This window comes from Streptomyces sp. NPDC021562 (assembly GCF_040640875.1).
Classification (GTDB): Bacteria; Actinomycetota; Actinomycetes; order Streptomycetales; family Streptomycetaceae; genus Streptomyces.
Genome location: NZ_JBFACN010000029.1, coordinates 81,127 through 106,962, shown reverse-complemented (window position 1 = coordinate 106,962; position 25,836 = coordinate 81,127). Strand labels below are relative to the sequence as shown.

The 25,836-nt window shown below is 71.9% G+C and carries 16 protein-coding genes and 2 pseudogenes; 9 read left to right on the top strand and 9 right to left on the bottom strand.

What is annotated here, in order from left to right; translation table 11 throughout:
• Positions 1-413 precede the first annotated feature (413 nt).
• Both AB0G52_RS33905 and ptsP read left to right on the top strand, forming a co-directional pair.
• Positions 414-863 carry a PTS glucose transporter subunit IIA gene (locus tag AB0G52_RS33905; RefSeq protein WP_132894247.1) on the top strand — a complete coding sequence of 150 codons (450 nt, stop codon included), beginning with the start codon at positions 414-416 and terminating at the stop codon, positions 861-863.
• 111 nt (positions 864-974) lie between these two features.
• Positions 975-2,645, top strand: a complete 1,671-nt coding sequence (ptsP, locus tag AB0G52_RS33900; RefSeq protein ID WP_132894245.1) for a phosphoenolpyruvate--protein phosphotransferase — start codon at positions 975-977, stop codon at positions 2,643-2,645.
• A gap of 70 nt (positions 2,646-2,715) precedes the next feature.
• Here ptsP and AB0G52_RS33895 read toward each other — a convergent pair whose 3' ends face one another.
• Both AB0G52_RS33895 and AB0G52_RS33890 read right to left on the bottom strand, forming a co-directional pair.
• The gene (locus AB0G52_RS33895; RefSeq protein WP_361341819.1) at positions 2,716-3,609 is read right to left on the bottom strand and encodes a hypothetical protein; all 894 of its coding nucleotides are present in this window, start codon (positions 3,607-3,609) and stop codon (positions 2,716-2,718) included.
• A gap of 23 nt (positions 3,610-3,632) precedes the next feature.
• Positions 3,633-4,841: an MFS transporter gene (locus AB0G52_RS33890; RefSeq protein WP_132894241.1), complete on the bottom strand. Its 1,209-nt coding sequence runs from the start codon at positions 4,839-4,841 to the stop codon at positions 3,633-3,635.
• Positions 4,842-4,952: 111 nt separating this feature from the next.
• Between AB0G52_RS33890 and AB0G52_RS33885 the strand changes: the two genes are divergently transcribed.
• Positions 4,953-6,272, top strand: coding sequence for an aminotransferase class I/II-fold pyridoxal phosphate-dependent enzyme (locus AB0G52_RS33885; protein ID WP_132894239.1), 1,320 nt, complete (start codon positions 4,953-4,955; stop codon positions 6,270-6,272).
• A gap of 17 nt (positions 6,273-6,289) precedes the next feature.
• On the opposite strand, the gene AB0G52_RS33880 is transcribed toward AB0G52_RS33885, so the two are convergent.
• On the bottom strand, positions 6,290-8,257 hold the full coding sequence (locus AB0G52_RS33880) for an acetoacetate--CoA ligase (protein WP_361341815.1): 1,968 nt from the start codon (positions 8,255-8,257) through the stop codon (positions 6,290-6,292).
• A 213-nt stretch (positions 8,258-8,470) separates the two neighbouring features.
• Between AB0G52_RS33880 and AB0G52_RS33875 the strand changes: the two genes are divergently transcribed.
• Entirely contained in the window at positions 8,471-10,831 is a 2,361-nt protein-coding gene (locus AB0G52_RS33875) for a glycoside hydrolase family 31 protein (protein WP_361341812.1), read from the top strand.
• 10 nt (positions 10,832-10,841) lie between these two features.
• Here the strand turns inward: AB0G52_RS33875 and AB0G52_RS33870 are convergent, their stop codons facing one another.
• Complete coding sequence (locus AB0G52_RS33870) at positions 10,842-11,375, bottom strand: NUDIX domain-containing protein (RefSeq protein ID WP_361341809.1); 534 nt, start codon at positions 11,373-11,375, stop codon at positions 10,842-10,844.
• Positions 11,376-11,602: 227 nt separating this feature from the next.
• Between AB0G52_RS33870 and AB0G52_RS33865 the strand changes: the two genes are divergently transcribed.
• From AB0G52_RS33865 to glpK, 5 genes and pseudogenes are all read left to right on the top strand, one after another.
• A complete protein-coding gene (locus AB0G52_RS33865; protein ID WP_361341806.1) occupies positions 11,603-12,034 on the top strand; it encodes a zinc ribbon domain-containing protein in 432 nt (143 codons plus the stop codon).
• Entirely contained in the window at positions 12,031-13,221 is a 1,191-nt protein-coding gene (locus tag AB0G52_RS33860; RefSeq protein ID WP_361341803.1) for a lipid-transfer protein, read from the top strand. The genes AB0G52_RS33865 and AB0G52_RS33860 overlap by 4 nt, the downstream gene beginning before the upstream one ends.
• 110 nt (positions 13,222-13,331) lie before the next feature.
• Positions 13,332-14,974, top strand: a pseudogene (locus AB0G52_RS33855) (GGDEF domain-containing protein).
• Positions 14,975-15,183: 209 nt separating this feature from the next.
• Positions 15,184-15,921: an MIP/aquaporin family protein gene (locus AB0G52_RS33850; protein WP_361341800.1), complete on the top strand. Its 738-nt coding sequence runs from the start codon at positions 15,184-15,186 to the stop codon at positions 15,919-15,921.
• A 75-nt stretch (positions 15,922-15,996) separates the two neighbouring features.
• A complete protein-coding gene (gene glpK, locus AB0G52_RS33845) occupies positions 15,997-17,517 on the top strand; it encodes a glycerol kinase GlpK (RefSeq protein ID WP_361341797.1) in 1,521 nt (506 codons plus the stop codon).
• A 56-nt stretch (positions 17,518-17,573) separates the two neighbouring features.
• Here glpK and AB0G52_RS33840 read toward each other — a convergent pair whose 3' ends face one another.
• The 5 genes and pseudogenes from AB0G52_RS33840 to AB0G52_RS33820 form a co-directional block, all read right to left on the bottom strand.
• Positions 17,574-18,179 carry an ATP/GTP-binding protein gene (locus AB0G52_RS33840; protein ID WP_132894224.1) on the bottom strand — a complete coding sequence of 202 codons (606 nt, stop codon included), beginning with the start codon at positions 18,177-18,179 and terminating at the stop codon, positions 17,574-17,576.
• A pseudogene (locus tag AB0G52_RS33835) lies at positions 18,160-21,850 on the bottom strand (hydantoinase B/oxoprolinase family protein). The gene AB0G52_RS33840 and the pseudogene AB0G52_RS33835 overlap by 20 nt, the downstream one beginning before the upstream one ends.
• A 24-nt stretch (positions 21,851-21,874) precedes the next feature.
• A complete protein-coding gene (locus AB0G52_RS33830; RefSeq protein WP_132894222.1) occupies positions 21,875-22,270 on the bottom strand; it encodes a DUF742 domain-containing protein in 396 nt (131 codons plus the stop codon).
• A 9-nt stretch (positions 22,271-22,279) separates the two neighbouring features.
• Positions 22,280-22,714 carry a roadblock/LC7 domain-containing protein gene (locus tag AB0G52_RS33825; protein ID WP_132894220.1) on the bottom strand — a complete coding sequence of 145 codons (435 nt, stop codon included), beginning with the start codon at positions 22,712-22,714 and terminating at the stop codon, positions 22,280-22,282.
• Positions 22,711-25,533: a nitrate- and nitrite sensing domain-containing protein gene (locus AB0G52_RS33820; protein WP_361341792.1), complete on the bottom strand. Its 2,823-nt coding sequence runs from the start codon at positions 25,531-25,533 to the stop codon at positions 22,711-22,713. The genes AB0G52_RS33825 and AB0G52_RS33820 overlap by 4 nt, the downstream gene beginning before the upstream one ends.
• Positions 25,534-25,836 lie beyond the last annotated feature (303 nt).

The window sequence follows — 25,836 nt, the reverse complement described above, 5'->3', positions numbered from 1 at the left end:
CTGGCGTTGACTTTTGGCACGCTGTTGAGTTCTCAAGGAACGGTCGCTTCCTTTGTACTCACCCTCTCGGGCTTTCCTCCGGGCTTCCCTTCGGTGTTCCAAACTCTATCAGTGTTTTTCCGGCCCTCTGACCACCCTCCCGCAGGCATGCGGAAGATGATCCGAAGTTAGGATCTGACGAATTTGGGTTCTGCCCGACCGAGGACGCATTGCCGCGCCGCTTGGCCCCAAGCAGGAGTACGACTGTACACGGGGCTTCGGAGCCCGTGCAAATCCATTACCCTGGTGGTCTAGACCACTACCTGGTAGCTTCCATGCGGAACCGCCACTTCATATGACATACGCTGCTGCTCAGGGCCGTCCGGGACAGGTAGTGACGGCCCGTAAGCAGCTCCACTCCTGGGAGGCTTCCCATGACCACCGTGACGTCCCCGCTGGCTGGACGCGCCATCGGACTGGCCGCCGTGCCCGATCCGGTCTTCTCCGGGGCCATGGTCGGCCCGGGCACAGCCATCGACCCCGCGCGTGAGCCTGCCGAGGTCGTGGCACCCGTTGACGGAGTCATCGTTTCCCTGCACCCGCACGCGTTCGTCGTCGTCGACGAGAGCGGTCACGGCGTGCTCACCCACCTCGGCATCGACACCGTGCAGCTCAACGGCCAGGGCTTCGAACTGCTCGTCAACAAGGGCGACACCGTGACCCGTGGCCAGGGCGTCATCCGCTGGAATCCGGCCGAGGTGGAGGCCGCCGGCAAGTCCCCGGTGTGCCCCGTCGTGGCACTCGAGGCCACGGCGGACTCCCTCTCCGAACTCCGCGAGGACGGCGATGTGAAGGCCGGGGACAGCCTCTTCGCCTGGAACTGACTCGTCCGGAGCTGACGACCCCGTTCGCCTGCCCGCCGTATGACGGAGGGGGCGACGACCACGACAACCATCGCGGCGGCGGGACCCGCCGCACTATCGGAGACGGGTGAGATGGAGACAACGCTGCGAGGCGTCGGCGTGAGCCACGGTGTGGCGATCGGCGAGGTTCGGCACATGGGAACGGCGGTGCTGGAACCGCCTGCCAAGCAGATCCCGGCGGAAGAGGCCGCGCGGGAGCAGGGCCGGGCCCGTCAGGCGGTGGACGCGGTGGCCGCCGACCTGATGGCACGCGGCAACCTCGCCGGTGGCGAGGCCCAGGCAGTGCTTGAGGCGCAGGCCATGATGGCCCAGGACCCGGAGCTGATGGCCGACGTGGAGCGCCGGATCGCCGTCGGCAGCACCGCTGAGCGTGCCGTGTACGACGCGTTCGCCGCGTACCGCGAGCTGCTGGCCGGCGCCGGCGAGTACCTCGCCGGCCGGGTGGCCGACCTGGACGACGTGCGGAATCGTATCGTCGCCCGGCTGCTGGGCGTTCCGATGCCGGGCGTCCCGGACAGCGACGAGCCGTATGTGCTGGTGGCCCGGGATCTGGCGCCGGCGGACACGGCGCTTCTCGATCCGGCGCTGGTGCTCGGTTTCGTCACCGAGGAGGGTGGCCCGACGAGTCACAGCGCGATCCTCGCCCGGGCGCTCGGTGTGCCGGCGGTCGTGGCACTGCCCGGCGCGGGTGAGCTCGCCGAGGGCACGGTGATCGCCGTGGACGGCAGCACCGGCGACATCTTCGTGAATCCGAGCGCGCAGAAGAAGGCGGAGCTGCAGGCGGCGGCCGCCGAGCGAAAGGCGGCGCTGGCCGCCTCGACCGGGCCGGGTGTCACCGCGGACGGGCACAAGGTGCCGCTGCTGGCCAACGTGGGCGGGCCTGCGGACGTGCCGGCGGCTGTGGCGGCCGGTGCCGAAGGCGTGGGCTTGTTCCGTACCGAGTTCCTGTTCCTGGACGACAGCAAGAACGCTCCCTCCGAGGAGAAGCAGGTCGAGGCCTATCGCCAGGTGCTCGAGGCGTTCCCCGAGGGCCGGGTGGTCGTGCGGGTGCTGGACGCGGGTGCCGACAAACCGTTGGACTTCCTCACCCCGGCGGACGAGCCGAACCCGGCGTTGGGCGTGCGCGGGCTGCGGACGCTGCTCGACCACCCCGAGGTGCTGCGCACCCAGCTGACCGCGCTGGCGAAGGCGGCGGAGGGGCTGCCCGTCTACCTCGAGGTCATGGCGCCCATGGTGGCCGACCGCGCGGACGCCAAGGCGTTCGCGGAGGCCTGCCGGGAGGCGGGGCTGCGGGCCAAGTTCGGTGCGATGGTGGAGATCCCGTCGGCAGCTCTGCGGGCGCGCTCGATCCTCCAGGAGGTCGAGTTCCTGTCGCTGGGCACCAACGACCTGGCGCAGTACACGTTCGCCGCGGACCGTCAGGTGGGTGCGGTGTCCCGGCTGCAGGACCCGTGGCAGCCCGCGCTGCTCGACCTCGTCGCGCTGTCCGCGGAGGCGGCGCAGGCCGAGGGCAAGAGCTGCGGTGTGTGCGGTGAGGCCGCGTCCGATCCGCTGCTGGCCTGTGTACTGGCCGGTCTGGGTGTCACCTCCCTGTCCATGGGTGCGGCGTCGATTCCTTATGTCCGGGCGATGCTCGCCAAGTACACGCTGGCGCAGTGCGAGCGGGCCGCGGCGGCGGCGCGTGCTGCCGACAGCGCGGACGAGGCGCGCGCGGCGGCTCAGGCGGTGCTGTCGGGCGAGTAGCCGGGCGCGGCCGTGGTCCGCTGTCGTTCCAGGGGCGCTCCACCTGCGGGTGGGGCGCCCCTGGCGCGTTTCAGTGGTGGTGGCCCGGTGGTGTGTCCTGACCGCCGAGGTCGGGCGGTGCGCAGTAGTCGACGTCGGATTCCGGGGAGATGAGGTCGCCGGATTCGATGTCTGTGCAGTAGGCGTCGAAGACTTCTCCGGCGGTCAGCGGGGCGAGGGTGTCTCCGCGCAGTCGCCAGCCGTAGACCCGGTCGGGGTTGCCCGGGGCGCTGGTGCGCATGACGAGCCCGCCGGGGCTGCGGGTGGCGAGGCCGAGGGCGAGGACGCTGGTGAATTCGAGGGTCTCGGCCTCGTCGAGGTCGGTGGTGCCCGCGGCGTTCCGGTCGGCGTGGAGGACGGTGACGAGGGTTTCGGGTGGTCCGGAGACGCTGCAGACGAGGTGCCGGTCGCCGGGTGGGGCGGTGTCGAGGATGCGGGTGAGGAGGTGGGCGGCGCGGGTGAAGGCGGCCCGTCCGACGTCCTCGCCGCAGGTGGGGCAGGGGCCGAGCCGGGCGAGGAGGGTGCTGGCGTACTCCCAGGTGGCCTGGCGTACGGCCTCGTCGACGAGGGCGGGGACGAGATCGGTGAGGGGCCGGCCGTCGTAGGGGATGGTGGCGCCGGTGGCGGCGAGTTCGGCGGTGAAGCGGGTGCGGCTCGCGGGGTGGTCCGGGTCGAGTCCGGTGCCCGTGCAGAACTCGGCGTACTCCTCGGGGTCGAACAGGGCGAGTGTGGTGTGGGTGCCTTCGGACGCGCGGATCCTGAGGAGGGCTTCGATCTGGTGGAGGTAGGTGGGGTGGTCGTCGAAGGTGAAGGTGCGGTAGCGCCGCATGGCGCGGAAGTCGTGTTCGTCGGTCAGCAGGCCGATGGTGCCGGCGATTTCGCGGCGCAGGACGCGTCGCATGCCCCGGTGGTCGGTGCGCGCCATGGTTTCCCCCTGTGTGCGGTCGATCAATGCTCACTCACAGTAATCGGCGCCACTGACAATCGGGGGTGCGGAAGCCGGTCCCGGACGAATCGGTGCTGAATTCCGCAGGTCAGGGCGATGAGGGCGCCGAACGCCGACCAGCCGAGTGGGCCGACGGCGATGGCGGCGGTGACGGCGAGTGGGCCGATGCTGCGCTGGGCGGACTGGGCGAGGCCGTGGACGCCGAGGTAGGCGCCCTGGGCGGTGGCGGGCGCCAGGGCGACGGAGAGTTCCCAGGAGATGGTGGCGTGGAGGATTTCGGCGAGGGTGAAGGCAGTGGCCGCGGCGGTGAGCAGGAGGACCGCGGTGGGGGTTCCGCCGGTGGCGGAGAGGGCCATGGCGGTGCCGCCGAGCGCGAAGGCGGCGGAGAGCGGGACGAGGAGCCGGCGGGCGGCCTCGCTGCTGGTGCCGAAGCGGGCGAGCGGCACTTGCAGGGCCACCACCAGCACGTTGTTGAGGACGAGCAGCAGGGGTGCGAGGCCGTGCGGGACGTGGTCGCTGTGGGCGATCGAGAGGGGCAGGCCGATTTTGAAGACGGCGTCGTCGAGGAAGAGGACGGTGTCGGTGGCGACGTACGCGAGGTAGGTCCGGTCTCGCCAGGGGCCGGCCGGGTTCGGGGTGCGGGGCCTGGTTCCGGAGCCGGTCACGACTCGGGAGGCGGAGGGGGGTTCGCCGCAGCGCAGGGTGAGGAGTGCTATGACGACGAAGGAGACGGCATCGCCGGTCAGGAGCCAGCGGTAGGCCGTGGTGGTGCCCAGGGCGAGCGCTGCCGCGGCCGCCAGACCGCCCAGGGCCCAGCCTGCGTTGGCGAGGGTCCGGCTGAGGGCCTGGTAGCGGACTCGTTCGGGGCCCGCGACGCGGGTGGCGTACAGCTTGGTGAGGACGTTGGCGGCGCGGTCGCCGAGGGCGCCGACGGCCGAGATGGCGAGCAGCAGGGTGTAGTCGTCGGTGGTGAGGAGAGCCAATGAGGCGACTGCGCGCAGGAGTTGGCACGCGGTGAGGACGCGGGTGAGGGGCAGCCGGTCGGCGAGGCGGCCGCCCAGGGGTGCTCCCGCGATGCCGATGGCGCCCGACACGGCGGCGAGGGTGCCGACTTCGGGGAGGGAGAGACCGGAGACGTAGGTGAAGTAGAGCACCGACACCGACGCCCACAGTCCGCTGCCGATGCGGTCGATCAGGGCGATGGCGAGCATTCTGCGCCCGTCGCGGCCTCCGGGTATGCGTTTCGGTCGTGTCCTCGTGCCGGGCGTCGTCTGCAATGCTCCCCCTTGCCGGAAATTATGTACTGATACATACTTGCCAACGTGGTAATACAATATGGGATCACCGGGTCCACGGCCAAGGGGATTGCCGCGTCCGTCGAACAGGGCGTGGCCCAGGGCGAGCTGGCGCCGGAGGCACCGCTGCCGCCGGTGCGGCGGCTCGCGGAGGAGCTGGGGGTGAGCCCGGGCACGGTCGCGGCGGCGTACAAGGAACTGAGACGGCGCGGGATCGTCGTCACGCGCGGGCGTGGCGGCACCGTGGTGGCGCCCGCTCCGGCGTTGGCGTCAAGGCGGCCGCCCAGAGTGCCCCCAGGCCTCCGCGACCTGGCCGGCGGGCATCCCGATGCGGCCCTGCTGCCGGGTCTGGTGCCGCCCTCGCGGCTGTCCCCGGGCGCCCGGTCACACCGTTCCGCGCCACGGCTCGCGCGGCTGGAGGAAGCCGTACGTGACTGGCTGCGGCCCGACGGCCTCCCGGTGGAGCACGTGACGTTCGCGCACGGCGCCCTGGACCTGATCGCCCGCGTTCTCTCCGTGGAGCTGCGGCCCGGCGACGCCGTGGCCATGGAGGACCCCGGATATCACCACCTGCTCGACCTCGTCCCGGCGCTGGGGCTGCGGACCTTTCCGGTTGCCGTGGACGACGAGGGAATGCGTCCGGACAGTCTGGCCGCGGCCCTGCGCGCGGGTGCCCGGGCCGTGGTGTACAGCCCCCGGGCGCAGAATCCGTACGGCGGCTGCTTCTCGGCCGCGCGCCGGGACGCCTTGGCCGAGCTGCTGCGGGCCGAGCCCGACGTCCTGGTGGTCGAGAACGATCACGCCTCCTCGGTGACCGACGCCCCGCTGCACTCGGCGGTCGGCGCGGGCCTGGCGCGCTGGGTGCATGTGCGGACGGTGAGCAAGTTCCTCGGTACCGACCTGCGCTGGGCGGCAGCCACCTGTGACGCGACGACGCTCGCGCGTCACGACGGACTGCTGCTCGTGACGTCGGGCTGGGTCAGTCATCTGCTGCAGGAGACGGTGCTCGGCCTGATGACCGACGCGGACACACGCGCGTTGGTGGCACGCGCGCGTGCGGCCTACGCGGTACGCCGGCGAACGCTCGCAGGAGAGCTGGCCGAGCGTGGCATCGCTTCGCACGGGGCGAGTGGGATGAACCTGTGGGTGCCCGTGCGGGACGAGTCGGCCGTGGTGAACGGTTTGCGCTCGTACGGCTGGTGGGTCGCGGCGGGCGCGCGTTTCAGGCTTTCGGCCGGCCCGGGGGTGCGGATGACGACCGCGGGGCTCGAGCCGGTCGACGCCGTACGGCTGGCCTCGGACTTCGCCTCGGTACTGGGCGAGTCCGAGGCCACCTACGGGGGCTGACCGCCTCGGCGAGGAGCTCAGGTGCGCATTCGGGCGAGGTCCTCGTAGAAGCCCAGCAGCTCGAGGTTGTCGATGGAGCCCGGGTTGACGGCCTTCTCCAGAGGCGTGCCCTGGAGAAGGCGCTTGACCGGGACCTCGATGCGCTTGCCGGTGAGGGTGTGCGGGACGCCGGGCACCTCGATGATCTCGTCGGGGACGTGCCGGGGCGACAGCTGCTCGCGGATGGCCTGCTTGATGCGGTTCAGCAGGGCTTCGTCGAGGACCGCCCCGGGCGCCAGGTGGACGAAGAGGGGCATCCAGTAGCCGCCGTCGGGCTGCTCGATGCCGATGACCAGGGATTCCCTGATCTCGGGCAGGCGCTCGACGGCCTCGTAGATGTCGGCCGAGCCCATCCGTACGCCCTGCCGGTTGAGCGTGGAGTCGGAGCGGCCGTGGATGACGACCGAGCCGCGTGACGTGACGGTGATCCAGTCCCCGTGCCGCCAGACGCCGGGGTAGGTGTCGAAGTAACTGTCGTGGTAGCGGCTGCCGTCGAGGTCGTTCCAGAACCGGGTCGGCATGGAGGGCATCGGGTTGGTGACGACCAGTTCGCCGACCTCGTCGATGACGGGGTTGCCGTGCGGGTCCCAGGCCTGGAGGTCGGTGCCCAGGCCCGGTGCCTGGAGTTCGCCGGTGTGGACCGGGAGGGTGGGGACGGCCCCGGCGAAGCAGGAGCACACGTCGGTGCCACCGCTGACGGAGGCGATCCACAGGTCGTCGCGGACCTCGTCGTGCAGCCAGCGGAAGCCGTCGGGAGGCAGGGGGGAGCCGGTGGTGGCGACACACTGCACCCGGGAGAGGTCGAAATCCCGGGACGGGTGGACGCCTGCCTTGCGGCAGGCCATCACGTAGGCGGCGGAGGTGCCGTAGAGGGTGGCTCCGGTGCGTTCGGCGACGCGCCACTGGGCGCTGATGTCGGGGTGTCCGGGGCTGCCGTCGTACAGGACGATCGTGGTGCCCGTGAGGAGGCCGGAGACGAGGAAGTTCCACATCATCCAGCCGGTCGAGGTGTACCAGAAGAAGCGGTCCTCCGGACCCAGGTCGCAGTGCAGGCCGAGCTGTTTCAGGTGTTCGACGAGAATGCCGCCCTGGGACTGGACGATGGCCTTGGGCAGGCCGGTGGTGCCGGAGGAGTAGAGGACCCACAGGGGGTGGCCGAACGGGACCTGCTCGAACTCGGGCTCGGTGTCGGCGGCGGTCAGCGCGGCCCAGTCCAGGGCGCCCTCGGGGGCCGGGGTGCCGAGCAGCGGGATGTGCACGACGGCGCGCAGGGTCGGCAGCTCGCCGCGGAGTTCGGCCACGGTCTCGCGGCGGTCGTGTTCCTTGCCGCCGTAGCGGTAGCCGTCGACGGTGAACAGGACGACGGGTTCGACCTGCTGGAAGCGGTCCAGGACGCTGCGGGCGCCGAAGTCGGGGGCGCAGGAGGTCCAGACGGCGCCGACGGCGGCGGTGGCGAGGAGTGCGACCACGGCCTGCGGGATGTTCGGGAGGTAGCCGCTGACACGGTCGCCGGGGCGGACGCCGAGGGCGCGGAGCGCGGCGGCCAGGGAGCCCACCTGGCGGCGCAGCTCCGCCCAGGTGACCGGGTGGGGTTCGTGGGTCTCGTCGACGTGCAGGAGCGCGGGTTCGTCGGCGCGTGTGCCGGCGGCCCGCAGGGCGTGCTCGGCGTAGTTCAGGGTGGCGCCGGGGAACCATTCGGCGCCCGGCATGGAGCGGTCGCCGAGCACGCGCGCGTAGGGCGTCGAGAACCGTACGTCGAAGAACTCCGTGACGGCTTTCCAGAAGGTGTCCAGGTGGTCGACGGACCAGCGGTGCAGGGCCGGATAGCCCCCGTCGGCGGGTGCTCCGTGGTGTGCTGCCGCCCAGGACTGGAACGCGGTGATGCGGGCCTGCGCGATCCGTTGCGGATCGGGCTGCCAGAGCGGCTGGGGGTTCGCGGTCGACATGGGGCGGCTCCCGGGCTTCTGCGCTGGTGTGCGGGGGACGCGCACGGGCGGGGGTGGGCGCGTGACGCGGCTGACAGGGACGATGCCATGTGATCGACTTCTGCACCAGGGCGCGCTCCACGTGGACCGTGTCGTGAAGATCTGGTCCCGGCACGGGTGAACGGCAGTTGAACGGCGCGCACGTGCGGCGCGTGGAGTGGCAGGGTGAGCAGCATGGACGGTCGTGACCTGGTGCGTTCGGTAAGAGTGGGCGGTTCGAGGAAGGCGGCTCTGGGGTTGCGTACCGTACGCGCCGCGTGGCGCAGGAGGCGCATCGATGCGGTCGGGCTGCCCGCGCGGGGGGCGGAGCGGGCCCGGGTGCCCGGGCCGGTGCAGGGCGCGGAGCCGGGCCCCGGGGGCGGAGTGATCCGCTTCAGCCGGTCCGAGCTGCGGATCATGGTCGCCTTGAACGGTGCGGTCTTCTGGGGCTGGGACGGGGCCGGTCCCGAACCGTCGTACGGTCTCGCGGGTCGCGGTCCTGAGGCCGACCCGCGGGCGGTGCTCGAACCGGACACCGACGGCGGCTGGCGGGTCGTGGCGGAGCGGGTGACGGTCAGTGTCTCGCGGCACGGCGCGGTGGAGGTGTGCACGCCGGGTGGGGTGATGCTGCGGCGGGACCTGCCGCCCCGGTGGTGGGAGCCGGTGGACGGGGGTGCGGCGCGCTGGGTGCAGCGCTCGGAGGTGGCGGCGGACGCGCGGTTCTTCGGTCTCGGCGGGCGGGCCTCGGGGCCCCGGCTGCGGGACGGGTCCTACCGGCTGTGGAACACCGACCCCGGGCACGCCTTCGGGCCCGGTGACGATCCGCTGTACATCACCATGCCGGTGCAGTTCGTGGTGGCGGACGCCGCCGCGCACCTGGTGTTCCACGACACCTCGTGGGACGGGACGGTGACGCTCCGGGAGGGTGAGGAGGGGGCTGGTTCGGGTCATGACCGGACCGGACGGAGCGAGTTGCGGATGGACGGCGGCCCGCTGCGCTGCTGGGTGATGGTGGGCACCCCCGCGCGCGTGCTGCACACCTGGGCCTCGCTCACGGGGCCGCCGGCCCTTCCGCCGGCGTGGGCGCTGGGCCATCACCACGCCCGCTGGGGATTCGGCAGCGAGGAGGAAGTGCGGCGGATCGTCGCCGGTTACCAGGAGCGGGATCTGCCACTGGACGCCGTCCATCTGGACATCGACCACCATGACGCCCATCAGGTGTTCACCGTCGACCGCGAACGCTTCCCGAAGCTGCCGACGCTGGCGGAGGAGCTGCGGCGGGACGGGATCCGGCTGGTGTCCACCGTGGGCCCGGCGGTGAGGGCGGAGCGGGGCTGCGCGGTTCATGACAGCGGGGCGGCCGTGGACGCCTTCGTACGGGATGCGTCGGGGCGGCCGGTCGAGGGGGTGGGGTGGCCCGGGGAGTCGGTCTTTCCCGACTTCACGCACGCGCGCGTGCGCAAGTGGTGGGGTGCTCTGTACGAGGAGCGGCTGGCGCTGGGCTTCGCGGGGTTCTGGCACGACATGAACGAGCCGACCTCCTTCAACGCCTTCGGCGAGTCGACGCTGCCGCGGTCGTCGAGGCACGCTCTGGAGGGCCGCGGCGGCGACCACCGTGAGGCGCACAACGTCTATGCGCTCTGCATGGCCCAGGCCGCCTACCTGGGGCTTCGGGAAGCGGCGCCGGGTGAGCGCCCCTTCCTGTTCTCGCGCTCCGGCTGGGCGGGAATGCAGCGCTACGGCGGCACCTGGTCCGGTGACGTCGCCACCGGCTGGCCCGGGTTGCGCGCGTCCCTGTCGTTGGTGCTGGGGCTCGGGCTGTGCGGGGTGCCGTACTCGGGCCCGGACGTGGGCGGATTCGACGGGAGCCCGTCGCCCGAGCTGTTCCTGCGCTGGTTCCAGCTGGGCGCGTACCTGCCGTTGTTCCGCACGCAGGCCGGCATGCGGGCGGGGCGCCGGGAGCCGTGGGAGTTCGGGCCCGAGGTGCTGGAGCACGCGCGCGCGGCGCTCCTGGAACGCCGACGCCTGCTGCCGTACTTCATGACGCTGGCGCATCTGGCGAGGCGCACCGGCGCGCCCTATGTGCGGCCGTTGTGGTGGGGTGCGCCGGAGGACCGGGCGCTGCGTGACCGGGAGGACGCGTTCCTGCTGGGCGACGCTCTGCTGGTGGCGCCGGTGCTCGATCCGGGCACGGACCGGCGTGCGGTGCAGCTGCCCCGGGGGCGCTGGTACGACACGCTGTCGGAGCAGGCGTACGAGGGTCCCGGGCAGGTCCTCGTGGACGCGCCGCTGTCCCGGATCCCGGTGCTCGCGCGCGCGGGTGCCGTCCTTCCCGTGCGGGGCGAGGACGGCGGTACGCAGCTGGAGGTGTGGGCGCCCGTCCGGGGGCGGACGGGCGGCGGGCTGGTCGTGCCGGACGCGGGCGACGGCTGGGACGAGCCGGAGGTGGAACGGTACGTCGCCCGTTGGGAGGGCCGGCAGGTGGTGGTCCGGCGCGAGGGGGAGAACGGCGTCGGCGAGCCGTCCCGGCCCGTGCGTGTCAGGGGGCTGGGCTGAGCCGGAGGGCTCAGTAACGGCCCTCGAACCACGCGCGCACGGCGACGCTGTGCAAGGGGAAGGCGAGTTCCTCGGGTCGGCGCAGCAGGTGCCAGCCCTCCGTCTCGTCCGTCGCACCCGACGGCGGGAGGCCTTCGGCCGGACGTTCCGGGAGGAGGCCGAAGAGCAGCAGGTGCCCGTCGGGTGAGCTCATGGCGTCCACGAGGCGCACGTCGCGGGCGGCCGCGTCGATGCCTGTCTCCTCCTTGAGCTCACGGACGACGGCGTGCCGCCAGTCCTCGCGGTCGTCGACGTAACCGCCGGGCAGCGCGACGCCCCCGCGCGCGGGGGCGACGGTGCGGGTGATGACGACCAGGGCGGTGCCCTTCGTGTCGTACACGGGCTGGAGGGCGATCGCCACCGGCAGCGGATTGCGGTACGCGGTGTGGTTGCAGGCCGCGCAGGTGCGGGGCCAGCCGGAGATGCCCTCTCCGTAGGCCGCTCCACAGCTCGAACAGTGCGAGTCCGGAGCGGAGTTGGCAAGGGGGTGCTGATTTTCGGACACGCGCGGACTTTATCCGATCACGAGGGTGTCGTCTCACGGTCAGCGGAGCGTCTTCTTCCGGAAGTGAAGCGACGCCGAGTGATCGGCCGAGTGATCAGGAGAGTGATCAGGCGGCGGACCGGCCGTCGGCGTTCGGCTCCGCGGCCTGCCCAATCCGGGCGGCCCGTGGCACACTTCTGACGTCCCGTCAGATCTGCTGCCGTGGAGGAGCTTTGTCGCGTACACGCATGCCGGCGGTCGACGGCTGGTTCGCCGGCGAGGGGAACGCCTTCCGGCTCCTGGGCACCCGCTGTGCCGCCTGCGCCACGGTCTTCTTTCCGCGGGAGGACGTCCACTGCCGCAACCCGGTGTGCCCGGGTGGCGATCTGAACGAGGTCCCGCTCTCCCCGCGCGGGCGGATCTGGTCGTTCACCGACAGCAGATACCGGCCTCCGTCACCCTATGTGAGCGATCCGGAACTTCCCTGGGAGCCGTACGCGTTGATCGCTGTGGAGCTGGAGGCCGAGCGGATCGTGGTGTTGGGCCAGGCGGTTCCCGGTATCACCGTCGCCGATCTGGCGGTGGGCATGGAGGCCGAGGTCGTCCCCGGAGTGCTGGCCGAGGACGCGGAGACGACCTGGACCACCTGGCACTGGCGGCCGACGGGGGTGGCGCGATGACGGCGGACGTGGCGGTGCTCGGCGTGGGCATGCATCCCTGGGGCAAGTGGGGACGCGGATTCGTCGAGTACGGGACGGCGGCTGCCCGCGCCGCTCTGGAGGACGCGGGGCTCCGGTGGCGGGACATCGGCTCGATCGTGGGCGCGGACACGGTACGTGGCGGCTATCCGGGCTATGTCGCGGGCGCGACCTACGCCAAGGCGCTGGGCTGGCAGGGGGCCCGGGTGACGAGCGTGTACGCGGCGTGCGCCTCCGGTGCCCAGGCCGTCGCCGCGGCAAGGGCGCAGATCCTGGCGGGGCTCGCCGACGCGGTACTCGTGGTGGGCGCGGACGCGGCGCCCAAGGGTTTCTTCCGGCCCGCCGGAGGAGAGCGTCCCGACGATCCCGACTGGCTGCGCTTCAGGCTGCTCGGGGCGACGAATCCGGCCTACTTCGGGCTGTACGCGCGCAGGCGGATGGCCGTGTTCGGGGACACCCCCGAGGACTTCGCACTGGTCAAGGTGAAGAACGCGGCCGCAGGTGCGGCGAATCCGTACGCCCGCTACCGCAAGAGGGTCACCCCCGAGGAGGTCGCCGCCTCCCAGGTGGTCGCGGATCCGCTGCGGCTGCTGGACATCTGCGCGACCTCCGACGGCGGGGCCGCGCTGGTCCTGTCCAGCCTGGAGTTCGCCCGCCGGCACGGGTCACGGCGGCCGGTGCGGATCCGGGCCGTGTCCACGGTCACGCCCCGCTATCCGAGCACGGTGCTGGACCTGCCGGACATCGCCACGGACTCGGCCGCCACGGTCGAGCCCCCGGAGCGGACCTTCCGGGCGTCGATCGCGAGCGCCGCCTACGAGGAGGCGGGCGTCGGACCCGAGGAGCTGTCCCTGGCGGAGGTGTACGACCTGTCCACCGCACTGGAGTTGCAGTGGTACGAGGATCTGGGGCTGTGCGCCGAGGGTGAGGCGGCGAAGCTGCTGCGGGAGGGCACGACGGCGCTGGGCGGCCGGATACCCGTCAACGCCAGCGGCGGCCTCGCCTCCTTCGGAGAGGCGGTGCCGGCCCAGGCGATCGCCCAGGTCTGCGAACTCACCTGGCAGTTGCGGGGCGCGGCGGGAGACCGGCAGGTCGCGCACGCGCGCGTGGGCATCACGGCCAACCAGGGGCTGTTCGGGCACGGTTCGTCCGTGATAGCGGTGGCCTGACGGGACCGGTGTGACGGCAGGATTCGCACACTGCGTGACCACCCCGGAATGATGCGTGAACGTCTCATGAACTGCCCCTGGGCGCACGCCCGGCGAGCCATCATGCTCCCGTGCTCTCCTGGACGGATGCTCTCCGTTTCGCCTTCCAGCCGGTGGTCAACCTGACGACAGGCGGGGTCGCCGCACTGGAGATCCTCGCCCGCCCCGAGACGGGTGACATCCTCGCCGAAGCCCACCGCGACCCCGAACTCGACGGCAGGCTGGCCGTGCTGGCCTTCCGGTCGGCGGCCCGCAGGGAGACCCTCCTGCCACTGCACATCAACGTCTTCGCCGCCACGCTCGCCGACCTGGGCGGCATCGGCCCGCTGCCCGAGGCCGTCCGCGAAGCCGGCCGGATGCCCTGGGAGGTCACCCTGGACGTCGTCCCGCCGTACGCGCATGTGCCGCAGCGGTCCCTGCTGGAGGCCGTGGCGACCCTGCGCGGCCAGGGCTTCCGGATCAGCGCGGACGGCATCGGCGACGGGGACGTGCCCTTGCGACTGCTCACCGACCTCTCCCCCGACCTGGTCAAACTGGACGCCTCGCTGCTCGGCCGGCCTGCCGCGGTCCGGGCGATGCGCACCCTGTGCGAGGAACTGGGCGCCCTCCTGGCCGTCGAGGGCGTCGAGACGGAACTGCAGTACGCGGCGGCCCTGTCGGCCGGGGCGCAGCTGGGCCAGGGCGAACTGTTCGCACCGCCGGCCCGGATCCCGGTGGCCGAGGTGTACGTTCCGCCGCCCTCGCCCGCCGCCGCCGTGACCCGGCCGCGCTCCGGGCCGTCGGTGCGGGAGTTCGTACGGCCTGCCGCACTGCTGCCGGTCACCGCGTCCGCGTCGCAGGTACGGACGCTGCTGACCGGGTCCCCGGACGTCTCGGGCGTCCTCCTGGTGGACCAGGCGGGTACTCCGGTGCGGTCGGTGCACCGCTCCCGCTTCCTGCTGTCGATGTCAGGCCGCTACGGGCACGCCCTGTACGCCGACCGCCCGGCCTTCAAACTGGGCGACGCACCGCGCACGGTCGGCATCGACGCGACCGCGTGGGAGGTGCTGGACGTGGTGGCCGTCGGCGGCCGGGACCGCGCCTGCGACGACGTGGCCGTCGTCGACCGGCTGGGGCGCTGCGTGGGCGTCGTCCACCTAGCCGACCTGCTGCGGGCACTCGCCGAGAGCCGGGTCGAGGAGGCCGCCGGTCTCAACCCGCTGACGCGCTTGCCCGGTTCGGACACGATCACGGTGGAGGCGGACCGCTGGATCGCGGACGGTAGGGTCGTCGCGCTGAGCTGGCTGGACATCGACCACTTCAAACTGGTGAACGACGGGGCCGGGTTCGCGGCGGGCGACGAGTTGATCCGCGCGGTGGGACGGGCCCTGCAGGAGGCCGCAGCCGGGCACGCGCGCGTGGGGCACATCGGCGGCGACGACTTCCTGGTGCTGGCCGACGAGACGGGCCTCGGCCCGCTGGAGGCGGTGCTCGACGCCACCTGGTCGGCCGGTGGCCGTCCCGTCACGCTGTCCCTGGCCACCGTCGTCTGCCCCCGGGCAGCGTGGCCGACCACCGGCAGGCGGCCGCGTGTCTGGCACCGCTGAAGAAGGCCGCCAAGGCGCTGCCGGGCGCGAGCTGGGTGCTGGGGCGGGCGGGGCTGCCCGGGTACGAGATCCGGCGCGGCTCGGGCTCTCACCCGGCCCAGGCCGGGTACGCGGTGGTGGAACCGTGAGAACTGCTCCCTGGCGCTCGCCCGTCATCGTTGCCGTCAACGACCTTGACGCCCCCTGGACGCCGGTGAAAACTTCCGGTGTCGGTCGACATCGCCGCACATACTCGGCGTAATCAGGCACTGCGCCCTGGGCTGTCCCGACATCGCCAAAGAACCGTTCCTGCTCTAAGTGCCGGGCCAGTCCCCCGGCCAGCGCCCTGGGAGCCGCCATGAGCAACGGAGACATATTCGTCGGCGAAGTCATCGGCACGGCCATCCTGATCCTGTTCGGCGCCGGTGTCTGCGCCGCGGTCACCCTCCGACACTCCAAGGCCCGGGCCGCGGGCTGGGTGGTGATCGCGTTCGGCTGGGGCTTCGGCGTCCTGGCCGGCGCCTACACCGCCGCCCCGCTGTCAGGAGGGCAGCTCAACCCGGCCGTCACCATCGGCATCGCCGTCGACACCGGCAGGTGGAACAAGGTCTGGGTCTATCTGCTGGGCCAGCTCGCCGGCGCGGTGCTGGGAGCCTTCCTGACCTACCTGGTCTACCTCGCCCAGTTCCGGGCCAACGTGCCGGACGAGGAGTCAGGAGAGGAGCCGACCCCGACGCTCGGCATCTTCTCCACCGTCCCGGAGATCCGGAACCCGGTCGCCAACCTCATCACCGAGATCATCGCGACCATGGCGCTGGTCCTGCCGATCCTGGCCTTCGGGCTGACGAAGGGGCTCGGGGAGTCCGGCACCACCGTCCTGATCGTCTCCCTGCTCGTCGTCGGCATCGGACTGTCCCTCGGCGGGCCCACCGGCTACGCCATCAACCCGACGCGCGACCTCGGTCCCCGGATCGTGCACACCCTGCTGCCGATCCCCCACAAGGGCACCTCGGACTGGGGCTACGCCTGGATCCCGGTCGTCGGCCCGCTGATCGGCGGGGCACTCGCGGGTCTCCTCTACAACGTGGCCTTCTGATCTCCCCGCCTTCACCCGCGACCCCAGGACCCAGCGACCACCGCAGCCTTCGGACCCAGCGACCAAGGGGTAGCCATGCCGGACACCGCCGAGAAGTACGTCGCCGCCATCGACCAGGGCACCACGTCGAGCCGCTGCATCATCTTCGACCACGGCGGCGCGATCGTCGCCGTCGACCAGCGCGAGCACCGCCAGATCTTCCCCAAGCCCGGCTGGGTGGAGCACGACGCCACCGAGATCTGGTCCAAGGTGCAGGCCGTGGTGGCCGGGGCGCTCGCCAACGCGGGGCTGCGAGCCGACCAGTTGAGCGCGCTCGGCATCACCAACCAGCGCGAGACGACGGTCCTGTGGGACAGGGCCACCGGCAAGCCCGTGCACAACGCGATCGTCTGGCAGGACACCCGTACCACCGCCCTGTGCAACGAGCTCGGCGGCAGCGACGGCCAGGACCGGTTCCGCGAGCAGACCGGGCTGCCGCTGGCGAGCTACTTCTCCGGGCCCAAGGCGGCCTGGCTGCTCGACAACGTGCCCGGGCTCCGGGACCGCGCCGAGCGCGGCGAGATCGCCTTCGGGACCGTCGACTCGTGGCTGATCTGGAACCTCACCGGCGGCACCGACGGCGGCCGGCACGTCACCGACGTCACCAACGCCGGGCGCACCATGCTGATGAACCTGGAGACCCTCCAGTGGGACCCCGCCATCCTCGCGGCGATGAACGTCCCCGCGGCGGTCCTGCCCGAGATCAGGTCCTCCGCGGAGGTGTACGGCACCGCCGTCGGCCGGCTCGCCGGGGTGCCGGTGGCCGCCGCCCTGGGCGACCAGCAGGCAGCGGTCTTCGGGCAGGCCTGCTACGAGGTCGGCACGGCGAAGAACACCTACGGAACGGGCAGCTTCCTGCTGCTCAACACCGGCAACCGGCCGGTGGCGTCCAAGAACGGACTGCTGACGACCATGGGCTACAAAATCGGTGACGAGGCACCGGTGTACTGCCTGGAGGGTTCGACAGCCGTGACGGGCGCGCTCGTCCAGTGGTTCCGCGACCAGCTCGGCATCATCCGCACCGCCGACGAGATCGAGCCCCTGGCCGCGAGCGTCGACGACAACGGCGGCGCCTACATCGTGCCGGCCTTCTCCGGTCTGTTCGCCCCCTACTGGCGTTCGGACGCGCGCGGTGTGATCACCGGGCTGACCCGCTACGTCACCAAGGCACATCTCGCGCGTGCGGTGCTGGAGGCGACGAGCTGGCAGACGCGGGAGGTCGTGGACGCCATGTACCAGGACTCCGGGGTACGGATCACGACCCTGAAGGTGGACGGCGGCATGACCAGGAACAACCTGCTGATGCAGCACCAGGCCGACGTGCTCGGGGTGCCGGTGATCCGGTCCCGGGTGTCCGAGACGACCTGCCTGGGCGCCGCCTACGCGGCCGGCCTTGCAGCCGGCTTCTGGAGCGATCTGGACGAACTCAGGTCGCACTGGCAGAAGGACGCCGAATGGACGCCCGCCATGCAGGCGTCGGTGCGCGAACGGGAGTTCGCCAACTGGCGCAAGGCGGTGGAGAAGAGCTTCGGCTGGCTCGACGAGGACGCCGAGTAGTCCCCTCGGACCACGGCCCGTACCCCGGTCGGCGGGGGTACGGGCCGTGCCGCCGCTCAGGTGGTGGCGGCCTGCCGGTGCGCCGCCGCAGCGGCCATCGCGTGCTGTACGACGCCGATGAGCACTTCCTTGACCGACCCGCGGTCCCGGGCGTCGCAGAGCACGACCGGTACGTCCGGGTCGAGGTCGAGGGCGCGGCGGATGTCCTCGGCCGGGTAACGGTCCGCGCCCTCGAAACAGTTGACGCCCACGAGGAAGGGGATGGAACGCCGCTCGAAGTAGTCGACGGCGGCGAAACAGTCCTCCAGGCGGCGGGTGTCGGCCAGCACGACGGCACCCAGCGCGCCCTCGGACAGCTCGTCCCACATGAACCAGAACCGTTCCTGCCCGGGGGTGCCGAACAGGTACAGCACCAGGTCCTCGCGCAGGGTGATGCGGCCGAAGTCCATGGCGACGGTGGTGGTGTGCTTGCCCTCGACACCGGAAGTGTCGTCGACCGGCCGCCCCGCCTCGGTGAGCAGTTCCTCGGTGCGCAACGGCCTGATCTCGCTGACCGCGCCGACCAGCGTCGTCTTGCCCACGCCGAAGCCGCCGGCCACGAGGATCTTGAGCGTGACGGGCTCGACCGGGGGCTTGCCGCGCTCAGATCGCCCGAAGATCATCGATCTCTTCTCCTGCTTGATGAGGGTCATTCGTTGATGGGGTCGTGCTCGGTGAGGGTGATGCCTGATGCGCCGCCGGGTGACGGATGTCCGTACCCGCCGCCACCCGGGGTTTCGATGACGAGGACGTCGTCGGTGCCGACGTCCGCCGTGTCGCTGCCGCCGAGTTCGGTGACCGTGCCGTCCGCCCGCTCCACGCGGTTCGCGCCGAGCGCGCCCGGCGCCCCGCCCGCCATCCCGTACGGCGGGACGCGACGGTGCTGGGAGAGGGTGGAGACGGTCATGGGTTCGAGGAAGCGGATCCGGCGGACCGCGCCGTCCCCGCCGCGCCAGCGGCCCGCGCCGCCGCTGCCCCGCCGTACGGCGAACTCGTCGAGGCGCACGGGCAGCCGCCATTCCAGGACTTCCGGGTCGGTGAGCCGGGAGTTGGTCATGTGGGTCTGTACGACGCTCGCGCCGTGGAATCCGTCGCCCGCCCCGGAACCGGAGGCGACGGTCTCGTAGTACTGGTGGCGTGCGTTGCCGAAGGTGACGTTGTTCATGGTCCCGGACCCCTCGGCCTGGACGCCCAGTGCCGCGTAGAGGGCGCCGGTGATGGCCTGGGAGGTCTCGACGTTGCCCGCGACGACGGCGGCCGGCGGCTCGGGAGCGAGCATCGAACCCGGTGGGACGACGATGTCCAGGGGCCGCAGGCAGCCGTCGTTGAGCGGGATGTCGTCGGCGACCAGGGTCCGGAAGACGTACAGCACCGCCGCGTTGACGACCGAGAACGGGGCGTTGAAGTTGGTGGCGAGCTGCGCGGAGGTGCCCGTGAAGTCGATGGTCGCCCGACGGTTGCCGCGGTCCACGCGGACGCTCACCCGGATGACGGCGCCGGAGTCGGTCTCGTAGGCGTACTCGCCGTCGTCCAGGGCGTCGACGACCCTGCGGACGGCTTCCTCGGCGTTGTCCTGGACGTGGCGCATGTAGGCCTGGACGACGTCGAGACCGAACTCCTCGATCATGCGGCCGACCTCGTCGACGCCCTTGCGGTTGGCGGCGATCTGGGCACGCAGGTCGGCGAGGTTGGTGGGGATGTTGCGGGAGGGATGGCGGGCCTCGGCGAGCAGCCGCTGGGTCTCGGCCTCCCGGAACCGGCCGCTCTCGGCGAGCAGCCAGTTGTCGAAGAGGACTCCCTCCTCCTCGATGGTGCGGCTGTTCGCGGGCATCGAGCCGGGGGCGACACCGCCGATCTCGGCGTGGTGGCCGCGGGATGCGACGTAGAAGAGGATGTTCCCACCGTCACCCGTTGTGACCGCGGTGCCGCCGGTCCCGAAGACCGGAGTGATCACGGTGACGTCGGGCAGGTGGGTCCCGCCGTGGTACGGGTCGTTGACGGCGTAGGTGTCGCCAGGACGCATCGAGGCGCCGCGACGGCGGATGACCTCTTTGACGCTGGTGCCCATCGAGCCCAGGTGGACGGGGATGTGGGGGGCGTTGGCCACCAGGTTCCCGTCCGGGTCGAACAGGGCGCAGGAGAAGTCCAGACGTTCCTTGATGTTGACGGACTGGGCCGTCGACTCCAGCCGGGCGCCCATCTGCTCGGCGATGGACATGAAGAGGTTGTTGAAGACCTCAAGCAAAACGGGATCGACTTTCGTGTCGAGTTCGGAACTCTGTGTGACCGCCACGCGTTCCATGACCAGATGCCCGTCGTCGGTCGCGGTGGCCCGCCAGCCGTCGTCGACCACGGTCGTGGCGCTGGCCTCGGTGATGATCGCCGGGCCGGTGACGGGTGCGCCGGGAGGCAGTTCCTCGCGGCGGTGGAGGGGTACGTCGCACCAGGCGCCGCCGGTGTGGAGGCGGACGGTCTCCGGGGCGGCGGGGCGGCCTTCGTACGGGGCGAGGGCGGACAGATCGGGGGGTTGGGTGATGCCGGTGGCTTCCACGGAAAGGGCTTCGACGACGACCGGACGGTCGAGGGTGAAGGAGTACGTGGCGCGATGACGATCTTCGAAGGCGCGTTTCATCGCGCCCGCTTCGGTGAGGTCGACGGTCAGGACGGTGTCGGTGCCGTCGTAGCGGAGTTGGGCGCGCCTGGTCACCTCGACACGGTCCTCGGGGACGTCCTCGGCACGGAGTTCGGCGCGGGCCGCTGCTTCCAGGTCGTCGGCGGTCCTGCGGACGCCGGGCATGGCGGCGGGCTCCAGAGGGACCTCGACGGACTGTTCGCGCATGGCGGTGGTGTCGGCGAGCCCGATGCCGACCGCGGACAGGACGCCTGCCATCGGCGGCACCAGGACGGTACGGATCCCGAGCGAGTCGGCGACCGGGCACGCGTGCTGCCCGCCGGCCCCGCCGAAGGTGGTGAGGGCGTACCGGGTGACGTCGTGGCCCTTCTGGACGGAGATCCGCTTCACGGCGCCCGCGATGTGGGCCACGGCGATGCTCAGGTAGCCCTCGGCGACCTGTTCCGGGGTGCGGTCGTCGCCGGTCTGCTCGCGGATCTGCCGCGCGAGGTCGGCGAACCGGTCGCGGACGAGGTCGGCGTCCAGGGGCCGGTCCCCGTCTGGGCCGAAGACGTGCGGGAAGTGGGCGGGCTGGATACGGCCGAGCATGACGTTGGCGTCGGTGACGGCGAGCGGGCCGCCGCCGCGGTAGCAGGCCGGTCCGGGGTCGGCGCCGGCCGAGTCCGGGCCGACGCGGTAGCGGGAGCCGTCGAAGTGCAGCACCGAGCCGCCGCCCGCGGCGACGGTGTGGATGTCCAGCATGGGGGCGCGCAGTCGGACGCCCGCGATCTGGGTGGTGAAGACCCGCTCGTACGCGCCGGCGAAGTGGGACACGTCGGTCGAGGTGCCGCCCATGTCGAAGCCGATGACACGGTCGAAGCCGGCGAGCTGCGACATCCGCGCCATGCCGACGATGCCTCCGGCCGGCCCGGACAGGACGGCGTCCTTGCCGCGGAACTGCCCGGCTTCGGCGAGGCCGCCGTTGGACTGCATGAACATCAGCCGCACGCCTTCGAGTTCGTCGGCGACACGGCGGACGTAGCGGCGCAGGACGGGCGACAGGTAGGCGTCGACGACGGCGGTGTCGCCGCGCGGGACGAGCTTCATCAGCGGGCTGACCTCGCTGGACAGCGAGATCTGCGGGAAGCCGGTGCGGGCGGCCAGCTCGCCGATCGCCCGCTCGTGGGCGGGGTGCAGGTGGCTGTGCATGCAGACGACGGCGACCGCGCGGATCCCGTCCTCGTACGCCTGCCGCAGCGGGCCCGCCAGGGCGTCCAGGTCGGGGGCGCGCAGGACGGTGCCGTCGGCCGCGATGCGCTCGTCGGCCTCGACGACGCGTTCGTACAGCAGCCCGGGCAGGTCGATGCGGCGGGCGAAGATGCGCGGGCGGTTCTGGTAGGCGATGCGCAGGGCGTCGCGGAAGCCGCGGGTGACGACCAGGAGGGTGCGCTCGCCCTTGCGTTCCAGGAGCGCGTTGGTGGCGACCGTGGTGCCCATGCGGACGGCGTCCACGGGCTCGCCGGAGTCGGCGAGGAGTTCGCGGACGCCCGCCACGGCCGCGTCGGCGTACCGCGCGGGGTTGTCGGAGAGCAGCTTGTGGGTGAGCAGCCGGCCGTCCGGGCGCCGGGCGACGACGTCGGTGAACGTCCCGCCGCGATCGACCCAGAACTGCCAGCCTGTCACGTCACCACTCCGCTTCCACGCCGGTCACAGCGCCCGGAGGCCGTTGATCACGTCGCGCAGAATACTCTCGTCCACCAGCTCGGCCGGGGGCACCGGCCGGTTGACGTGGACGAGTTCCCCGGCGACGAGGTCGCCGATGAGGACCCGGACGACTCCGATGGGCAGATCGAGTTCCGAAGCCAGCTCGGCGACCGACTGCGGTACCTCGCGGCAGAGCTCCACGATGTCGACGTGCTCCGGGGACAGCGTCCGGTCGGCCTCGGGGTCGTCCGCGTGGGGCTCCGTGACGACCACCGCGATCAGGTCGAGGCGGTGCTGGGCCGGACTCGTGGTGCGCCCGCGCGTCATGGCGTACGGACGGACGACCGGTCCGGCCTCGTCGTCGAACCAGCGACCTGTTCCCTGACCGTCTGCGCTCATGTCATCCCACTACCCGCCTGCGGGCAGATCGGTGCGCGGAGCGGACCCCAGATGTACGCCGACCCGCTTGACCAGCAGGGTCATCTCGTACGCGACCTGGCCGACGTCGGAGTCGGCGTCGGAGAGGACGGCGAGGCAGCTGCCGTCGCCGGCGGCGGTGACGAACAGGAACGCGTCGTCGAGTTCGACGACGGTCTGCCGGACGCTGCCCGCCTCGAAGTGGCGGCCCACGCCCTTGGCGAGGCTGTGGAAGCCGGAGGCCACGGCCGCCAGGTGCTCGCTGTCCTCTCTGGTGAGGTCCTTGGAGACCCCGGTGGGCAGGCCGTCGCCGGAGAGCACGACGGCCTTGCGGATGCTTGCCACCCGGTCCACGAGGTCGTCCAGGAGCCAGTTCAGCTCGCCCTTGTTCGTCGCCGTGCGGCCGGTCGCCATCGGATCGGTCATCGACCGTCCCCCTTAGTCGTTCCTTGTGCTGTGCCCTGCCGGACCCCGTCGCCCGTGGCGTTCTCCGTCCGCCCGCGCTGCCAGCCGCGCTGGAGCGAGGCCATGCGGCTGCGGACCTCGTCGGCGTCACGCTCGACGGGTTCCGGTTCGCGCGGGGCGGGTCGTGCGGGGTCCTGTCGCAGTTGCGGGGCCAGGTTGGCCTGCCGTACCCGCCTGGGCAGCGGCCGGGTGCCGGACTCGGCCTCCGGGGGCGTGCTGCCGAGGGGCGGGACGGAGTCGTCGGGGCCGCTGCCGGTGGTGAGCTCGGAGCGGCGGTCACGCTGGGGCGGGGCGGTCGGCCAGGCGGGTTCGGACGGGTACGCCGGGTGTTCCCCGGGCCGTTCGGCCGAGCCGGTGGCGCGGTGCCCGGAGGCGTCGGTGCGGCGGCGGGACGGCAGCGGGGCGAGCCGCCCCGGCTCGGGGCGGCCCGGGTCCGCCTGCTCTCGCCGGTCGGACTCGGCCCGGCGGGCGCGCGGCTCGGTGACGGGCTTGCCGTGCGAGCTGACCAGCTTGGGCGCATGCCGTCTGGGCAGCGCCACGGGTCCGCCGGGGCGTTCGTCCTGGAAGGCGTCCGCGGTCCCGGGCGCGCTCCGACGAGGCTCGTCCACGCCGGGCACGGTGTCGTCGCCGGTCCGGGTGAGGGGGCGTCCGGGGTGGAGGAGTCCGCCGCGTTCGCGGTCGTCGGCGGTGCGGGCGCCCGGGAAGCCGCCCAGTGGGTCCAGGTCGGCCGGCGCCTCCAGCTCGACCGGCCCGTCGAGCGGCGCGGCCGGCGTCCCGGTCCGGTGCGAAGGTACCTGGCTCAGGGCGGCGGCCCGGCTCTTCTCGGTCTCCGCCTGGGGGGCGAGGTGCTCGCGGTCCAGGCGGAAGCCGATGCCGTTGGTGTCGGGGACGTCGTCGGTGAGCAGCACGTCGGGAATGAAGACGACCGCGGTGGTGCCGCCGTAGGGGGACGGCTGGAGCGACACGCGCACGTTCTGGCGCTGGGCGAGGCGGCTGACCACGAACAGCCCGAGCCGGTCGGTGTCGGAGAGTTCGAACTCGGGTGTCTCGGCAAGCCTCAGGTTGGCCTCGAGCAGCGCCTCGGCGGCCATGCCGAGACCCCTGTCGTGGATCTCCAGGGTGAAGCCGTTGGCGACACGTTCGCCGAGGACCTGCACCGCGGTGTGCGGCGGCGAGAACACGGTGGCGTTCTCCAGGAGTTCGGCCACGAGGTGGGTGAGGTCGGCGACGGCGGGGCCGGTGACGGCGACGCGGGGCAGCCGGCGCACCTCGATGCGTTCGTAGTCCTCGACCTCGGCCACGGCGGCGCGCACCACGTCCATCAGCTGGACGGGCCGGCGCCACTGGCGCGAGGGCGCGGCGCCGGAGAGGATCACCAGGCCCTCGGCGTGGCGGCGCATCCGGGTGGTGAGGTGGTCGAGGCGGAAGAGGTCGGCGAGTTCGTCGGTGTCCTCGGTCCTGCGTTCCATGGTGTCGAGCAGGGTGAGCTGCTTGTGCAGCAGGACCTGGCTGCGGCGGGCGAGGTTGACGAAGACCTCGGAGACGCCGGAGCGCAGTTCGGCCTGCTTGACGGCGGCCTCCACGGCGGCGCGCTGGAGGGTGTTGACGGCCTGGCCGACCTCGCCGATCTCGTTCTTGTCGTACTCCAGGCGCGGGACCTCGGTCTCGACGTCGACCAGCTCCCCGGCGGACAGCCGGCGCATCACGCTCGGCAGCCGGACCCCGGAGGCCTCGTGCGCCTCCTGGCGCAGCAGCCGCAGGTCACGGATGAGGGAGCGGCCGACCCGGACCGACATGATCAGCGAGAACAGCACGGCGACCAGTCCGAGGACCCCGACGACGGCCGCCTGGACGATCACGCTGACGGCGACGGGCCGGATGCGGTTCTGGTAGCCGTCGGCGACCTGGTCGTCGAGCCTGCTCAGTTCTTTCAGGACGCTGCCGGCGGCGGTGTCCCAGCTCTTCGCACTGACGTCGTCGGGTGTGCCGGAGCCCAGGGCGATGACGGACTGCTCCGAGGCCCGCAGCGGAGCGCTGGTGGCGTCCTTCCAGAAGCGGTCGAAGCGGTCGCGTTCCGTCGCCGGGAGCAGCGGCAGGCTGGTGTCGTAGAGGAGGGTGCGCTGGGCGACCAGGTCGGAGATCTCACGGGTCTCGTCGCGGGAGATCTTCCCGACCACCAGGGACGAGCCGAGCAGGGCGTCCTCGCGGGAGAGGAGTTCCCGGGCGAGAGTGAGGTTGTCGAGGGCGTGCCCCTGCTTCTCCATCTCGACGTCGTCCAGGCCGTCGAGACTGGTCAGCAGCGCGTAGCAGGGTTCGACAAGGCGGTTGTACAGGTCGAAGGCCTGGGAGCGGCTGACGGTCCCCGCCTCGACGCTGCGGCGCAGGGGGGCGATGCCGTCGAAGGCGTCGAGCACGGCGGTGAGGCGGTCGCCGTCGTCCGCGTTCACGGCGTCGCGGACGTCTCCCTTCCGGGCGTTCGCGCGGAGCCTGGCGACGGCGCCGTCGGTGGCGCTGCGGGTGCGGCGCAGTGCGGCGAGCGCGTCGGCGGCGCGCGGATCGGCGAGATAGACGAGGGTCTGCCGGCGTTCCTGCTGGAGGACCTTGATGGTGTCGTCGGTGGGGTAACCGATGTCCTCGACCACGGCCGACACCTGGAACAGCCGGCTGACTTCGCGCCCGGTGAGTACGGCGGTGAAGCCCCAGACGGCCGTCAGGGACACCAGCGGCACGAGGAGCAGCGCCACGATCTTCCGGCGGATCGACTTCCCGCGAAAGCGCATGGCCTCCCCCAGCTCGACCCCCGCGGGGCGGGGGTACATATGTGCGTCAACAAACGGCGCGAGCCTACTACCGCCACAGGGATAACTCGAAGAACCGTCCGGACGGTGAACTTCCGCATCCGCGCCGAGACATGACGGGCGGACGGGAACGGACAGGAGGAGTTGTCCGGGCATTGCGGGAGATTGCCACCGCGATCGCGTCGTCTTCGCGCGAGTGGGGCGGGACCGGTACGAAGGATCAGTTGGCCGGAATTTTTCGCTGGTCGGGAATCATCGGGCGAGTTCGTTCGTCCTTGTTGGTGG